The 15,795-nt window shown below is 60.5% G+C and carries 14 protein-coding genes; 7 read left to right on the top strand and 7 right to left on the bottom strand.

Features of this window, described 5'->3' with window-relative positions; genetic code table 11:
* Nucleotides 1-21: 21 nt before the first annotated feature.
* Nucleotides 22-825 (top strand): class I SAM-dependent methyltransferase, encoded by an 804-nt coding sequence (locus BLV61_RS04940; RefSeq protein ID WP_090463062.1) that lies wholly within the window; start codon nt 22-24, stop codon nt 823-825.
* A 32-nt stretch (nt 826-857) separates the two neighbouring features.
* Here BLV61_RS04940 and BLV61_RS04935 read toward each other — a convergent pair whose 3' ends face one another.
* The 3 genes from BLV61_RS04935 to BLV61_RS04925 all read right to left on the bottom strand — a co-directional run bounded on the left by BLV61_RS04935 (nt 858) and on the right by BLV61_RS04925 (nt 2,368).
* On the bottom strand, nt 858-1,157 hold the full coding sequence (locus tag BLV61_RS04935; RefSeq protein ID WP_090463059.1) for an addiction module antidote protein: 300 nt from the start codon (nt 1,155-1,157) through the stop codon (nt 858-860).
* A gap of 2 nt (nt 1,158-1,159) precedes the next feature.
* Complete coding sequence (locus BLV61_RS04930; protein WP_047530628.1) at nt 1,160-1,453, bottom strand: type II toxin-antitoxin system RelE/ParE family toxin; 294 nt, start codon at nt 1,451-1,453, stop codon at nt 1,160-1,162.
* A gap of 123 nt (nt 1,454-1,576) precedes the next feature.
* Nucleotides 1,577-2,368, bottom strand: a complete 792-nt coding sequence (locus tag BLV61_RS04925) for a ChbG/HpnK family deacetylase (protein WP_047530625.1) — start codon at nt 2,366-2,368, stop codon at nt 1,577-1,579.
* Between the two features lie 311 nt (nt 2,369-2,679).
* Between BLV61_RS04925 and BLV61_RS04920 the strand changes: the two genes are divergently transcribed.
* The 5 genes from BLV61_RS04920 (at nt 2,680) to BLV61_RS04900 (ending at nt 8,996) form a co-directional block, all read left to right on the top strand.
* Entirely contained in the window at nt 2,680-3,348 is a 669-nt protein-coding gene (locus tag BLV61_RS04920) for an ABC transporter ATP-binding protein (RefSeq protein WP_090463056.1), read from the top strand.
* Nucleotide 3,349: 1 nt separating this feature from the next.
* Complete coding sequence (locus BLV61_RS04915) at nt 3,350-5,821, top strand: ABC transporter permease (RefSeq protein WP_090463053.1); 2,472 nt, start codon at nt 3,350-3,352, stop codon at nt 5,819-5,821.
* Nucleotides 5,811-6,884, top strand: coding sequence for a lipocalin-like domain-containing protein (locus BLV61_RS04910; protein ID WP_090463050.1), 1,074 nt, complete (start codon nt 5,811-5,813; stop codon nt 6,882-6,884). Before BLV61_RS04915 ends, BLV61_RS04910 begins: the two co-directional genes overlap by 11 nt.
* 163 nt (nt 6,885-7,047) lie before the next feature.
* Complete coding sequence (locus BLV61_RS04905) at nt 7,048-7,641, top strand: hypothetical protein (protein ID WP_090463047.1); 594 nt, start codon at nt 7,048-7,050, stop codon at nt 7,639-7,641.
* A 677-nt stretch (nt 7,642-8,318) separates the two neighbouring features.
* Nucleotides 8,319-8,996 carry a type 1 glutamine amidotransferase domain-containing protein gene (locus BLV61_RS04900; RefSeq protein WP_090463044.1) on the top strand — a complete coding sequence of 226 codons (678 nt, stop codon included), beginning with the start codon at nt 8,319-8,321 and terminating at the stop codon, nt 8,994-8,996.
* 88 nt (nt 8,997-9,084) lie between these two features.
* Here BLV61_RS04900 and hglS read toward each other — a convergent pair whose 3' ends face one another.
* The 3 genes from hglS to BLV61_RS04885 all read right to left on the bottom strand — a co-directional run bounded on the left by hglS (nt 9,085) and on the right by BLV61_RS04885 (nt 13,005).
* Nucleotides 9,085-10,467, bottom strand: a complete 1,383-nt coding sequence (gene hglS / locus BLV61_RS04895) for a 2-oxoadipate dioxygenase/decarboxylase HglS (RefSeq protein WP_090463040.1) — start codon at nt 10,465-10,467, stop codon at nt 9,085-9,087.
* A 104-nt stretch (nt 10,468-10,571) separates the two neighbouring features.
* Complete coding sequence (locus tag BLV61_RS04890) at nt 10,572-11,528, bottom strand: alpha/beta fold hydrolase (protein ID WP_047530608.1); 957 nt, start codon at nt 11,526-11,528, stop codon at nt 10,572-10,574.
* Between the two features lie 22 nt (nt 11,529-11,550).
* Entirely contained in the window at nt 11,551-13,005 is a 1,455-nt protein-coding gene (locus BLV61_RS04885; protein WP_090463029.1) for a flavin-containing monooxygenase, read from the bottom strand.
* A 190-nt stretch (nt 13,006-13,195) separates the two neighbouring features.
* Between BLV61_RS04885 and BLV61_RS04880 the strand changes: the two genes are divergently transcribed.
* Nucleotides 13,196-14,269 (top strand): diguanylate cyclase, encoded by a 1,074-nt coding sequence (locus BLV61_RS04880; protein ID WP_047530603.1) that lies wholly within the window; start codon nt 13,196-13,198, stop codon nt 14,267-14,269.
* Between the two features lie 630 nt (nt 14,270-14,899).
* On the opposite strand, the gene BLV61_RS04875 is transcribed toward BLV61_RS04880, so the two are convergent.
* Nucleotides 14,900-15,769 carry an isocitrate lyase/PEP mutase family protein gene (locus BLV61_RS04875; RefSeq protein WP_090463026.1) on the bottom strand — a complete coding sequence of 290 codons (870 nt, stop codon included), beginning with the start codon at nt 15,767-15,769 and terminating at the stop codon, nt 14,900-14,902.
* Nucleotides 15,770-15,795: the final 26 nt, after the last annotated feature.

Raw genomic sequence — 15,795 nt, 5'->3', positions numbered from 1 at the left:
GACCCGATTCTGGAGTGTGCAATGGAAATGCCGACAAAAGATAAAGCCATCGCCAGCAACCGCGATGCCTGGAATGACTCCGCCCGACACCACAAGGACAGCGCCGAATGGCAGGCGCTGCTGAGCGCGGTGACTCATGCCGATTTCTCTTGCCTGGATGACACCCTGACCGGGTTGCTGACGCAGATCGGGGTCGACGGCAAGGCGGTGGTGCAACTGGGTTGCAACAACGGTCGCGAAAGCCTGTCGCTGTATGCCCTGGGTGCCAGGCATGTGGTGGGTGTCGATCAGTCGGCGGCGTTTCTCGATCAGGCGCGGGAACTGGCGTCGCGCTCACCCCGTGATCCCGAATTCATCGAGGCGGACATTCACCACTTGCCGCTTCAGTTGCAGGGTCGCTTCGACCTGGCGCTGATCACCATCGGCGTATTGAACTGGATGCCGGACATCGGCGAGTTCTTCCGCCACGTGGCACAGACCCTGAAGCCGGGCGGCGCGCTGGTGGTGTACGAAACCCACCCGTTCCTGGAAATGTTCGATCCCGAGTCCGCCGACCCTTTCGGCCTGGACAGCTCGTACTTTCGTGCCGAGCCCTTTGTCCAGAACCAACCGATCGTCTACGAAGGCAAAGTCGAGCAACCGTCGGCTGCGTCCTACTGGTTCGTCCACACCCTGGGTGCCATCTTCACCGGCGCCATCGCGGCCGGATTGCAGATCAGCCACTTCAAGGAGTACCCGCATTCCAACCGCGAGGAACTCTATGATCGCTACCAGCAACAAGCGGCGCAGTTGCCGTTGTGTTTTACCTTGATGGCGGTGAAGTAAGTGGCCAGGCGAAGGGTATCCAATCAGGCATTTCAGTGATTGATGACATGGCCTGGTTGTGCGCAAAGATCAATGCCGAGGGCATGAATGACTTTCAATACCGTGTCGAATCGCGGTTTCGCTCCTGGGGCGAAGGCCTTGTACAGGCTTTCGCGACCCATGCCTGAATCCTTGGCTATCTGGGTCATCCCACGGGCTTTTATCACGTAGCCAACAGCTCGAAGGAACTCCTCATTATCACCCTCGATCAGTACTTGGGAGAGGTACTCACTGATAGCTTCGTCACTGTCGAGCAGTGTTGCCATGTCGAAAGTCGTCAAAGTCTGGCTCAAGGTTAAACCTCCTTTGCCAATTTTTTTGCACGTTTGATATCAGTGCTTTGTGAGGATTTATCGCCACCGGCCAGTAGGACGATGACGACACCGTTTCGCATCGTGAAATAAACTCGATAGCCCGCGCCAGTGTCCACGCGCATTTCGGAAACGCCGTCACCCACTGGCTTGACATCGCCAAGGTTACCCGCAGAAGCGCGCTCAATGCGGCGAGCTATGGCAATCCTGGCTCGCACATCGCGAACTGAAGCGTGCCATTGCACGAAAATGCTGGTTTGCTGAACAAGATAATTCATTACTCAACTGTATCCAAGTGGATACGATTGGGCAGTCAGACATTTCCTTGCGTACTCGTGTTTTTTCCCAAGGGTGTGTAGGGCGATGTGGCTCCGACATCCTGTTGCAAAAGTTGCGAAGGTTTACTCTACCGACTCCGCAGGGTTGTCCAGAGTAAAGCCAGCCACGCCATAGGCCACCCTCGGCACTCCCGGCAGTCGCTGTTCCAGCAGTTCGCTCAGCGACTCGCCCTGATCCAGACAAGCATCGCCAAAGTCGGCACCCAGTTGACTGGGGTGGGCGACGATTTCCAGCAGGCCGTCGTCCGGTGGGGTGGCGTTGCGCAAATCCTGGGGAGTGCCCACGTAGTCGGCGGTGGCGCCGGCCAGGCTGTTCAAGCGGTGATTGAGCAGTTGCTTGAACATGCGTTTGGGCAGGCTCTGCGTGGGCCCCAGATTACGCGCCAGGCGCACGGGAACCCCCTGGTGGGCGGCGAAACGCGCGACGATTTCGCCGATCGGCCAGATGGTGTGCACGTTTTGGTGGGAGTCCAGATGGCTGGGCCTGACACCGTTGTCCAGGCAGCGTTGCCATTGCGCCTCGAGTTCTTCGTGTACGGCGCGGCGATCCTGATGGCCGAGCCAGAGGCGGGCGCGGGACAGGTTGAGGTCGAACAGGCCGGCGCTGTCGCAGAAGGTCCGGCGCGTCAGAATGCGCCGGCTCAACGGGCGGCCAGCGGTGAGGTTGAAGTGCAGGCCGACGCGTCCTTCCAGCAACGGATGCCGGGCCATTGAACACGCCGCTTCAAAGGCCGGCATATTGGCCATGGCGGTGGTGGAACTGATGACTCCAGCCTGAAAGGCACCCAGGATCACCGCGTTGTCGCAGGCACTGAGGCCGAAATCGTCAGCGTTGACTATGACTCGGTGCGGCATGTTCGTCCTCCATGGAAGGTCGGTGGATTCCAACACTCGGAAATCAATCCAAGGGGTATAGACCAGCCTCCAACATCCATCACCGCCAACGGTCAGATGGGTATTTTCCGGTTTCGCGGCCAATTGCGATCAAGCGCTTGCCCCTGCTGGATTTGCTTCACACAGGAAGGGCTGCAAAAGGCGCCGCGCAAATCGATAAACGGTCGTCAGCCTTTTAATTCGCCGCAGACCGGGCGCGGCCGCCATCGTCGACGGACAAAAAACATTCAGTCCCGCTATTCTTGGCCCACGCTCATCCAACAGGTTCTTCCATGCTTGAAGTCCGCGGTGTCTTCAAAAGCTACGCCACTCCCCAAGGGCTATTGCCGGTGTTGCAAGGGGTCGATCTGACCCTGAAACCCGGTAGCAGCCTGGCACTGATGGGCGAGTCGGGCAGTGGCAAGAGCACCTTGCTGCACTTGATCGCCGGTCTGGACAAGGTGGATCGCGGCAGTATCCGCAGTGGCGACCATCGCCTGGAACAGATGAACGAAAGCCAACTGGCGCACTGGCGGCGTACCGAGATCGGTTTGGTGTTCCAGCAGTTCAACCTGATCGGCAGCCTGCGGGTGGAGGACAATCTGGCGTTTCAGGCGCGACTGGCGGGGCGGCATGATCCGCGTTGGCAGGCGCATCTGGTGCAGCGCCTGGGGTTGAGCGAGTTGCTGCGGCGATATCCGGAGCAGTTGTCCGGAGGGCAGCAGCAACGGGTGGCGTTGGGGCGTGCCCTGGCGTCGCGGCCACCGTTGCTGTTGGCCGACGAGCCCACCGGCAGCCTCGATGAAGCCACCAGCGATGACGTGCTCAAGCTGTTGCTGGAACTGCTCGATGACAGCCCGACGACCCTGCTGATGGTCACCCACAGCCCCCACGTCGCGGCGCGGCTGGCCGATAAAGTGGTGCTGCACGGCGGGCGTCTGGCCGGCGCAGGCGCGCGCTGAGATGCGTATCTTCGGCCAGACCTTGCGCGCGTTGCTCAGCCATTGGCGGCTGCATCCGGTACAGTTTTTCAGTGTGTTGACCGGGTTGTGGCTGGCCACCAGTCTGCTGACCGGCGTGCAAGCGTTGAACAGCCAGGCGCGGGACAGCTATGCCCGCGCCAGTCAGTTGATCGGTGGTGAACCCCAGGCCAGTCTCAGTGCGCCGGGGGGCGGGACGTTTTCCCAGCAGTTGTTCGTCGACTTGCGTCGCGCGGGCTGGCCGGTGTCGCCGGTGTTGCAGGGCCGGCTGATACTTCAGGGCCATGAGGAGCAGCGTTTGCAACTGATGGGCATCGAGCCGGTGTCATTGCCGGCCGGTGCGGCGGTGGCCGGGCAGGCCCTGGCCATCGAACAGGTTGTCGGCTTTTTCACGGCGCCGGGCAGCACCTGGATTTCGCCGCAGACGCTAAAGGCGCTGGGGCTGAGCGAAGGGGCGCGCCCGCTCGCGGCAAATGGTCAGATACTGCCGCCCTTGCACGCGCAAGGCGACATGGCCCCCGGGGTGTTGCTGGTGGACATCGGGTTCGCCCAACAGATTCTCGGATTGCCGGATCAGTTGTCGCGTCTGCTGCTGCCCAAGGGCTTCACCGCGACGCTACCGGAGGCGTTCAAGGGGCAACTTCAGCTCAAGACCGCTGGCGAAGAAAACAATCTGGCGCGCCTGACCGAAAGCTTTCACCTGAACCTCGATGCCCTCGGTTTCTTGTCGTTCGTGGTCGGCCTGTTCATCGTTCACGCCGCCATCGGACTGGCGCTGGAGCAGCGTCGAGGTTTGCTCAGAACCCTGCGTGCCTGCGGGGTGAGTGCGCGGATGCTGATCACTTGTCTGGCCGTCGAGCTGGGTGTGCTGGCGCTGATGGGCGGAATGGCCGGCGTGGTTAGCGGCTATTTACTGGCCAGCGTATTGCTCCCGGATGTCGCCGCCAGCCTGCGCGGGTTGTATGGCGCCGAAGTGGCGGGGCAGTTGAGCCTGAGTCCGCTGTGGTGGCTTAGCGGGATCGGCCTCAGCCTGCTCGGTGCCTTGCTGGCCGGTGCCAACAGTTTGTGGCGGGCGGCGCGTTTGCCGTTGCTGGCGCTGGCCAATCCGCAGGCCTGGCATCAGGCCCATGCGCGCTGGCTGCGGCGCCAGGGCTGGGTGGCGGCGATGGCCTTGGTTGTCGCATGGTTGGCGTTGCTGCGCGGTGACAGCCTGGCCAGCGGTTTCGTGCTGATGGCGACGCTGCTGCTGGGGGCCGCGCTGGCCTTGCCGGTGCTGCTCAATACGTTGCTCAATGGCTTGCTCCGAGGCAGTCGATCCGTGCTCGGCCAATGGTTTCTGGCCGATTGCCGTCAGCAATTGCCCGCCCTGAGTCTGGCACTGATGGCCTTGCTCCTGGCGCTGGCGGCGAACATCGGGGCCGGCAGCATGACCGCCGGTTTTCGCCAGACCTTCAGCAACTGGCTCGAGCAACGGCTCACCGCCGAGTTGTACCTCAATCCGCAAAACCCGGCCCAGTCCCGTGAACTGCACACTTGGCTCAAACAACAGCCGCAGCTCACGGCGGTGCTGCCGAACTGGCAAGTGGCGATCCAGTTGCAAGGCTGGCCGGTGGATGTCTTCGGCGTGATCGATCACCCGACTTACCGCGAGCATTGGCCACTGCTGGAAGCCTTGGGCGACAACCCCTGGGATCGTCTGGCCAAGGACGACGCGTTGATGCTCAGCGAGCAACTGGCCCGGCGTTTGAAAGTGCGACTGGGCGATCACCTGACGATTCCCACGCCCACGGGGCCGTGGTCACCGCGCATCGTCGGGATCTACGCCGACTACGGCAATCCGAAGGGCCACGTGCTGGTTAACGTCAACCACCTGCTGCGCGGCTGGCCGCAATTGACGCCTAGCCGTTTCAACCTGCGCATCGAACCGGCGTCGATTGCGCCGTTCGTGATCGCCCTGCAAGCACGTTTCGCGCTGGATGACAGCCGCATCGTCGATCAGTCCCGGCTCAAGGGCTGGTCCTCGCAAGTGTTCGAACGCACCTTTGCCGCCACCGCCGCGCTCAATAGCCTGACGCTGTGCGTAGCAGGTGTGGCGCTGTTCATCAGCTTGTTGACACAAAGCCAAAGCCGCCTCGGACAACTGGCGCCACTGTGGGCGCTGGGCGTGACGCGCCGGCAACTGATGCTGCTCAACCTCGGGCAAACCTGGTTGCTGGCGCTGCTGACGCTGGTGCTGGCGTTGCCGCTGGGCATTGCCCTGGCCTGGTGCCTGGACGCGGTGATCAACGTCCAGGCTTTCGGTTGGCGCCTGCCGTTGCGGGTGTTTCCGCTGCAATTGCTGCAGCTGATGGGGCTGGCGTTGCTGGCAACGTTGTTGGCCTCGGCATGGCCGCTGTATTCGCTGTACCGCACGCAACCGGCTGACCTGCTGAGGACTTTTGCCCATGAGGATTAGGCTGGGCGTATGGCTGATCGCCGCCTTGCTTGGCGGTTGCGATCAGTCGGCGCCGGTAGACAAAGGCTTTGCCGGCCTCGGCAATCAAGCGGCCGCATTCACCCCGGTGGTGCCGGGTCGCGTGTTTGGTTTTCCGGCGGATCATGGCCCCCACGATGGCTTTCGCATTGAGTGGTGGTACGTCACCGCCAACCTCAAGGACGAGCAGGGCCGTGAATTCGGCGTGCAATGGACGCTGTTTCGCAGTGCCCTGACAGCCACGTCCGAGCAGGCAGGTTGGGGCAATCAGACGCTGTGGCTCGGCCACGCGGCCGTGACTTCGGCCTCGGTGCATCACGCCGCCGAACGCTACGCCCGTGGTGGCGTTGGCCTGGCCGGAGTGAGCCTGACGCCGTTCAATGCGTGGATCGACGACTGGCATTTGAGCAGTCAGGCAACGGGTGCCGATCCACTGACAGAGTTGCAACTCAGCGCCCGCGACAAGGGGTTCGGCTATCAACTGCGGCTGACATCGACAAAGCCATGGGTGCTGCAAGGGGATAAGGGGTTCAGCCAGAAATCCGAACAGGGTCAGGCGTCGTATTACTACAGCCAGCCGTTTTTCCAGGCCAGCGGCAGCCTGGAAATCGATGGCCAGCGCTATCAAGTCAGCGGTCACGCGTGGCTCGACCGTGAATGGAGCAGCCAGCCCCTGACCGCCAACCAGACCGGGTGGGACTGGTTTTCCCTGCACCTGGACAGCGGCGAACAGGTGATGCTCTATCGCATGCGGCAAAAGGACGGCGCTCCTTACCTGACCGGTACGTGGATCGACGCCCAGGGGCAGACGCAGTTGTTGAAGGCCGGCGACATCCGCCTCACGGTGAAGGACAGCGCCAGGGTGGCCGGGCGTTCGATGCCGGTCACTTGGTCGATTCAGATTCCCGGCAAGCACTTGGACATCGTCATCAGTGCCCTCAACCCCAACGCCTGGATGAATTTGCGCATTCCGTACTGGGAAGGGCCGGTACGCTTGAGTGGCAGTCATGGCGGACAGGGCTATCTGGAAATGACCGGGTATTGAGCCGGAACACCGAACGCCCCCGACGAGGCGCGACCATCCGGCGAATCCACAGTGCAAGAAACCGCGAGCACTCCCTGATCAGCGTCTATGCTCATCGGCACGGTTGGCGCTTGATCAAGGTGGAGCGCCTTTCGCTGCCATTCTTCACAGGGAAAGTACCGCTATGAAACGTCACACACGCAAGCTCTCCACATTGACCCAGGCGATCAGCCTGGCTGCTGTGCTGTCCACTGCCAGCCTCAGCGCTTTCGCTGCGGACATCCCGCTGGCGGAGTCCGTGATTTCCGATCATGTCACCACCAAAGTCGTGTCGGTCGATGTCCCTAACCGTCAGGTGGTGCTGGAAGGCCCTGAAGGCAATCAGGTGTCGTTGCAACTCACGGACAAGGCCAAGAACCTGGACAAGCTGAAACCCGGTGATCAGGTCAAGGTCGATGTTCTGCACTCGGTCGCGGTCTCCCTCGACACCAGCGTCGACAAAGGCCTGCCTGGCACTGCCGAATACACAGGCGAAGTCCGCAATGCACCAGGCTCGACCAAGCCCGGTGGAGAAGCCTACCGTCAGGTGAAGGTGGAGTTGCAGATCACGGATATCGATCTCAAGCACCATCGTGTGACGTTTAAAAACCCTGCCGGCCAGTCGAAAACGATCGACGTCCAACGACCTGAAGTTCAGGCCAAACTCAAGGACCTGAAAAAAGGCCAGAGTGTGGTGGTGACTTATACCGATGTATTAAAAGTAACAACTTTGAAATAAATGGATATTGGGTTTGCAGGGTGATTGTTCTTGTATAAGCGTTGTGCAAGAACAATCTGCTATTCAGAAATGAGCGGGTGAGTTTGAGTTTCTTTGTTTGAATAAATTGTCCGTTGATATTTCAGCAATAGATGTAACTGCAAATTTCATGTTGTAAACGCGGACTTTCCCGACGACTTCAATTAAAATGCTTCTCGTTCGCCCAGCGCAGGGGCTCTTTACCAGTGCAAGGATTGCCGAGGCCAATGCACTGGGCGAACACTTTGATCAGCCGTCAGTCCTGTCTGTTTTCTTTATGCCCCCCCAAGAAATAAATCGATCGCCCGCGCAGCGCGGTATTGATTGCGCTTGTGCCGACTTTCCCGATTGGCCATGAACGCCACTCATCGAACGCTGAAGTTCCGGATATTTCACCAGGCCACGTTGCGGTCGCTGAAAGGCAACGCTTCAAGCTGTTTGAAGCGCGGGTGCTGACGCCTGTGTAGCGATCAGAGCGCGACTTGTTTGAGTTCAATGTGGCTATCGACAGGCGATTTCGCTTATCACGCAGTATGCTGGGCACCCGGCAAACCGAACGATCAGCACCTTACGAAGGTCATACGGCAGGATCGATGTGCAGCATTGTGCGCATCACGGTTAAAGCCCCCACTGCAGTCCCGAGACGGAGTGAAGACGACATGAAAATCCTGATGGTTTTAACGTCCCACGATCAATTGGGTAACACCGGCAAGAAAACCGGGTTCTGGCTGGAAGAATTCGCCGCCCCGTATTTCGCTTTCAAGGACGCCGGGGTTCAGTTGACCCTGGCCTCGCCCAAGGGAGGCCAGCCACCGCTGGACCCGAAAAGCGATGAGCCGGACGCGCAAACCGAAGCCACCGAGCGCTTTCGCAAGGACTCCGCAGCACAGTCGGCGTTGGCGTCGACGGTCGTACTCAGCTCGGTGAAGGCCGACGGTTACGACGCAATCTTCTACCCCGGCGGCCATGGGCCGTTGTGGGACCTGGCTGAAGACAAACATTCGATCGCCCTGATCGAAGCGTTTTACAAGGCAGGCAAACCGGTCGCGGCGGTGTGCCATGCGCCGGGCGTGTTGCGTCATGCCAAGGGCGCCGATGGTCAGCCACTGGTCAAGGGCAAGAAGGTGACGGGATTTACCAACAGCGAAGAAGAAGCGGTGCAATTGACCCACGTCGTGCCGTTCCTGGTGGAGGACGAACTCAAGGCCAAGGGCGGAATTTATTCCAAGGGACCTGACTGGGCGAGCTATGTGCTGACCGATGGTCTGTTGCTGACCGGTCAGAATCCGGCGTCGTCGCAAGCGGCTGCAGAAGCCTTGTTGGCAAAACTGAAGTAGATACTGCTTTTGTCGGAGCACGGCTTGCCAGTGATGGCGCGGGCGAAATCGCTATCGCTGGCAAGCCAGGCTCCCACAGTTCCGCGTGTTAGAGAGTGCTCAACACGTCGAAACACTGCTCGATCGAACGTCGCTGTGTCTCGGCATACAACCCCAGTTCATCAATCGTCGGACGGCCCAGGGCCTGCTCGAACGCTTGCTGGTTGGAATGCACTCCGTAGTGGGTTTGTGCCGCATCCCCCAGGTTTGACTGGAATATCCCCGCCGCACTGACCGGCAGAAAATCTTCGTACACCAAGGGTTCAACCCGCAGATAGCCACCGCTGACCAGGTCTTCCAGCGTCAAGGTGTTCAGCGCCTTTGCGGCCAGGCCTTGTTCCGTCACGAAATAGCGAAAGTACGCCAGGCCTTGTTGGCGCATGCCTTCATAGGTGTCGGGAAACTCGCTGAAATGTTGCACCATCAGCGCGTTATAGCGTGCGGCGTTGGCTTCGTTGGGGAAATCCTTGAGCTCATCGCGCGCCGCATTGAGCAAGCGGTCGTACAGCGCCCGTCCTTTAGGGGTGAGGGCCGCGCCGCGTTGTTCGATTTCACCGAAGCGGGCGCTGTGGCTGCCCCGGGCCTCGGCCTGATCGGTGAACGCGATCGGCTCGTCGAGTGCCTTGAAACTGGTCTGGCGCAACAGGATCGGGCATTGGCGGCGGGGCGGGCCTTCGATCACGGCTTTTGGGGTGATGCCGCGCGCCGGCATTTGCGCCTGGACGATATCAATGTCCAGGGTGCGCGGCGTCAGGTGATTGATGTGCGGCCCCTTGAAGGCCACCACATCGGCAATCAGGCGATGCTGGGCGCTGAGCTGGCGATACTGCTCGGCGGTGACGGTAGCGCTGTGATGCCAGCGGAAGGTTTCCAGCGCGTGCTCGACGAAATCCCGGGCTTGCGCTTCGGTGAGGCCGCCCTGGGTTTCGGCGCATTCGATCAGGGTCAGCGCGGTGGGGGTGAAGATCGAGCGCTTGTCGAGCGTCGATTGGGCGAATGCCCGCAGCTCCGGATCTTCGATCAGTTCCAGGCGCAACAGCGAGGTGAATACCCGGAACGGGCTGACTTGCAGCGCCTCTTCATGCACGGCGCGAAACGCGGTGGAGTGCACAGGCACCCCGGCCGGCGTCAGGTCGTAATAACCCACCGGTTGCATGCCCATGACCGCGAACAGACGGGCGAGGGTGGCCAGTTCTGCCGCCGTGCCGACACGGATCGCGCCATGGCGCTCCAGGTCCAGGCGCTCGATTTCGCCAGTGCTGTTCAACTGCCGGGCCACTTGCGGATCGCTGTCCAGCACATGACGGTTGGTCTGCTCCACCAGTTCCATCAGCGCGCCGTACAGGGGCACCTCTTCGCGGTACATGTCGGACATCGCTTTGGAGAAGCGTTGGCGGATCAGGTCGGGGCTGACGAAGTTCGGATGATTCATGAACACAATTCCTGGCGCGGTGACGTTGAGCAAAAGATCGCAGCCTTCCGCGTCGCCGACAAACGAAGTTTCTGACGAACTTCATTCTGCAAAGGACTGCATCCTCAATGCAGGCGTTGATCCTGAGGGCTTTCCGAGCGCAGGGATGCCAAAAACTCCCGATACAGGCGCGCCGAACCGGCCGGCGCTTCGACCATGGGCATGTGCCCGATGCCCTCCCAGACTTCCACGCGCAGGTTGGCCAGGCCTTTGCTCCAGATGGCCACGCTGCTGACGTCGATCAAGCGATCCTTGCGCCCCCACAGCAACAGCGCCGGCGCCTGTATGCCTGGAAGCTTCGGCTCCATCGGTGGGCTGGCGCGAAAGTCGCGGAAGATTTCCTCCAGTTCGTCGCGTGCCTGTTCATAGCGATGGGCCATGGCGTCCAGCACCACGCGCGGAACCCAGGGAGGGGCGGCCATGGTCATGCCGTAGAAGTATTTGAATTCTTCCCGGGAGTTGATCAGGAACGGGTTGTGGCCCTTGGCCAAGTGCCGTTCCAGGTCACTGGGTTCGGGCGCGGTGACACCCGCCGGGTCGAACAGGGCGACCGAGGCAATGCGGTCCGGATAGGTGGCCGCCAACCATGCCGCGATGTAGCCGCCCATCGAGTTGCCGATCACATGGACCTTGTCGACCCCACAGACATCGAGCAGCTGGATCATGCGCTTGGCCTGCAGCGGGATGTCATAGCCGCCGCCTTCCTTGAAGCCGGTTTCGCCATGGCCGGCGATGTCGGGGATGATCACCCGGTAGCTGCCGACAAAGTGCCGGGCAAAACGCAGCCAGAGATTTTTGTCGGCACTGAAGCCGTGCAGCATCAAGACGTTGCTGGACGCCTCATAAGGGCCGCCTTGCCAGGTCGAGACGGTCATTTCTGAAATGGGCACGACGATCTTGTGCAACTTGTACAGCTTGGCCTCGGTGGCCACGCTCAAGTCATAAAGCCAGTAGCCGACGGCCGGGTAACTCAACCAGCTCCAGGCGGCAAAGACCGCGATAGCGACAACCAGTAAAAGCATCAGAAGTCTTCCTTCTAACGGTTCAGGACAAGATGTGATCGGCGGGTTTCAGGGCTCGGGTCAAGCGATTGAAGCTGAAACTGAACCCCGGAAACATGGCAATCACATGACCGCTCTTGCTTTGATACCAACTGTGGCAGCCTCCTGACTTCCACACGGTGCGTTCCATTTCTCTATGGATCATTTCAGTGTAGGTACGTTCTGCCTCGGGGCGAACTTCGATGCTGCGTAAACCTCGTGATTCAAGGGTGCGGATGCAGTCGAGGATGTAATTCATCTGCGATTCGATGATAAACAGCGCCGACGTGTGGCCGATGCCGGTGTTCGGACCGGTGACGATAAACAGGTTGGGAAAGTCCGGCAGGCTGGTGCCGAGGTAGGCACGGGGGAACTGGGCCCAGACATCTTTCAGGCGAGTGCCATGCTTGCCGGTGACCGGGTAGGAGATCACCCCGTCGGTGGCGTCGTAGCCGGTGGACCAGACGATCAGGTCCACATCGATGTGTTGCCCGTCCTGCATGATGATGCCGGTTTCATCGAGGGCGGCAATGCCTTGTTCACGGCTGTGCAGCGTCACATTGCTGCGACCCAGTGCCGGGTACAGGGTGCTCGACAGAATCACCCGTTTGCAGCCGATGGTGTAGTCCGGCGTGAGTTTTCGCCGAAGTTCGGCGTCCGGTACCTGGCGTTTGATGAAGCGCAAGGCCTGGTGCTGGACCATGCGTATCGCCGGTTTCGAGTATTTGAAGGCAATCACCCGGGTTTCGAATTGCCAGTAAATTAGCCAGCGCAGCAACGTGTAGGCTGGTTTGAGCCCGAGCAACCAGCGCTGGAAACGGCCAAACGTGCGGTCAGCCCGAGGCAACACCCAATGGGGTGTACGCTGGAATACGTGCAGGTGCGCGACATCCGGGGCAATCGCCGGAATCACCTGGGCCGCACTGGCGCCACTGCCGACGATGGCCACGCGTTTTTGTCGGTAGTCGTAGGTGTGATCCCAGTTGTTGGTGTGAAAAGTCTTGCCCTCAAAGCGTTCCTGGCCCTCGAAGTGCGGGACCACCGGCTGGCTCAGCGGCCCGGTGGCATTGATCAGGAACTGCGCGTAGAAGGTGCCCTTGCCGGCTGTGTGGACCGCCCAGCGTTTGCTTTCGTCGTCCCATTCGACGCGTTCGACATTGGCCTGCAGTTCCACCCGGTCGCGCAGTCCGAAGTGCTCCACGATATAGCGGGTGTAGCGATGCAGTTCGGCCTGTTCGGCGAACATCTGCGTCCAGCGGTAGGGCGCGAAGGACAGCGAGTAAAGGGGCGAGGGCACGTCGACCGCCGCGCCTGGATAGGTGTTCTGGCACCAGGTGCCACCGAAGAAGTCACGCCGCTCGAGCAGGCGGAAGTCGGTGATGCCAGCCTTGAGCAAGTTGACCGCCGCACACTGACCACCAAAGCCGCTACCTATGATCAACACCTGAAAGGTCTGCATGGGCCTCCTCTTTCTCGTTTTCGCGTCAAGCCTGTCTTCATGTATAGCCAAACATTGAGCGTACGTTCGACGGCTATGCCACGGTATTCATCCCGCCTACCGGTGATGGCTATTTGACGTTACCCTGTTAGACTCCGAGAAATACGCGCAACCCTGGAATCATCAGGTACCGCTCTGTGGAGAGGTCCCAATGGGAAAGACGGGAGTGAAAGGACTTTCACTGGCCAGGAGGCTCTACACGTCGCGCATGCTCGGCCTGGTGCTGGGGCTGTTGTGCGTGAGTGTGGCGATGTACCCCCTGAACCCGGCTCCCTGGGTCTGGGCATTGATGTTGTTCAACGGCCTGATCTGGCCGCACCTGGCCTATCAATGGGCGCGTCGAGCCAAGGCTCCCTATCATGCCGAACACCGTAACCTGCTGGTTGACGCCTTTCTGGGCGGCTTCTGGGTGGCGGCCATGCAGTTCAATCCGTTGCCCAGCGCGACCACCATTTCCATGATGGCCATGAACAATGTGGCGATCGGCGGCTTGCGTTTTCTGTTGGCGGGCAGCGTCACGCAGATCCTTGGTATCGGCATCGGATGGCTGATTTTCAAACCGCTGTTCATTCCAGAAACCAGTCAGTTACAACTTTACGCCTGCTTGCCCTTGATGTGTTTTTATCCGCTGGCGCTGGGCTGGCTCTGCTTTCGCCAGGCCCATACCCTCGGCCGGCAAAAAAGTGAATTACTGGCCCTGAGCCGAACCGACAGCCTGACCGGTCTGCTCAACCACGGCGCCTGGAAGGATCAACTGGAAGTCGAGTTTCAGCGCTGCCAGCGCCAGCACCAGGGCGGGGCGATTGCGCTGATCGACATCGATCATTTCAAAAACATCAATGACACTTACGGTCATGTTGCTGGCGACATCGTGTTGCGGCAGCTGAGCAAGATGCTCAAGCAGAACCTGCGGGCCACCGACGTCGCCGGGCGTTATGGCGGTGATGAGTTTTGCGTGATTCTTCCGGATTTGCCCTTGAACAACGCGGCGGCGGTCATGGAGGCGCTGCGTGATCGCTTTGCCACGTTGGGCTACGAGCAAAACCCGGCGCTGAAAGTCAGCTTGAGCATCGGTTTGGCTGCGTTCAATCCCGGTCACAGTGATGCGACCTTGTGGCTCAGTGATGCCGATCGGGCGTTGTATGAGGCCAAGACGACGGGGCGTAACCGGGTCATTTGCTGCGGTGATGGTCGCTCTCAGTATGAGCTGCTCGATTCGGTTTGATGTTTATTGAGGCGGCCTGACAGCCGACCAGTCACCTGCAGGTGTACCGGGTTCACTGTAGGAGCGAGCCTGCTCGCGATGAACGTCCAGGCAACGCGGGCATTCAGACAGCCCGTGTCATCGTTGACGTCCATCGCGAGCAGGCTCGCTCCTACAGGGGCTCTGGCGAATGAAGTGGACCTTGTCGGTCTGGTCCTTGCCACACCCCGGCCTGCCGCACTTGGATATCGCACTTCGGCGGCCTGACAGCCGACCAGTCACCTGCAGGTGTACCGGGTCCACTGTAGGAGCGAGCCTGCTCGCGATGAACGTCCAGGCAACGCGGGCATTCAGACAGCCCGTGTCATCGTAGACGTCCATCGCGAGCAGGCTCGCTCCTACAGGGGATCTGGCGAATGAAGTGGACCTTGTCGGTCTGGTCCTTGCCACACCCCGGCCTGCCGCACTTGGATATCGCACTTCGGCGGCCTGATAGCCGACCAATCACCCGCAGGTGCACCCTATCCAATGTAGGAGCGAGCCTGCTCGCGATGAACGTCCGGGCAACGCGGGCATTCAGACAGCCCGCGTCATCGTTGACGTCCATCGCGAGCAGGGGATGGGGTTTCACGCTGTTACGTTTGCGCACCATCACTCTTTAACGTGCATGAACTCTTCGGCCCAACGGATGTATTCCGCTGGCTGCGTATAGGTATGTGTCAGTTCCGTCGCGCTCAGGTCGGCGGCCTGGGTGAAGATCTGTCGTTGCTCGCGCAGGCTGTCGTAGGTGGCCTTGATCGCGGCGAAGTAGGCGCCGTGGCCGTCGATGACGATGCGCACGCCCAGTTCGGCCAGGCGTTTGTCATCACGCAACAACGGATTTCCGTAGGTCACGAGCATCAGCGGCACACTCAGGTGCTCGGCGATTTGTTCCAGATGGTCGAAATCCTTCACGCCAACCATGCAGATGCCATCCGCCCCGGCGGCCTGGTATTGCTTGGTGCGGCTGATGATTTCCTGCACCGGAAGAATCCCTGCGTGGGTGCGGGCGATGATTGCCAATTCCGAGTCACACCGGGCTTCCAGGGCCGCGCGGATCTTGCCGACGCCTTCGGCAACGGTGATCAGGTCCGTGGATTTGCGGCCGAATTGCGCCGGCAGCAAGGTGTCTTCGATGGTCAGGGCGGCCACGCCGGCACGTTCGAGCTCGACGATGGTGCGCATGACATTGAGGGCGTTGCCGTAACCGTGGTCGGCGTCGGCGATCACCGGCAGTTGGGCGACGCGGCCGATGCGGGTGGCCTGCTCGGCGAACTCGGTGAGGGTGATCAAGGCGAAGTCTGGGGCACCCAGTACCTGCAGCGACGCGACCGACCCGCCGAGAATACCCACTTCAAACCCCAGGTCCGCCGCAATGCGCGCCGACATCGGGTCGAAGACCGACGCCGTGTGGTAGCAGGTGTTGGATGCGAGTAATTGACGAAAACTGCGGCGCAAATCTTGATGAGAAAGCCTGGACATATGAGTTCCACCAATGGGAATGGAAG

This window comes from Pseudomonas mohnii (genome assembly GCF_900105115.1).
Taxonomy (GTDB): domain Bacteria; phylum Pseudomonadota; class Gammaproteobacteria; order Pseudomonadales; family Pseudomonadaceae; genus Aquipseudomonas; species Aquipseudomonas mohnii.
The sequence above is the reverse complement of the archived record's forward strand: the minus strand, read 5'-3'. Positions and strand labels throughout refer to the sequence as shown.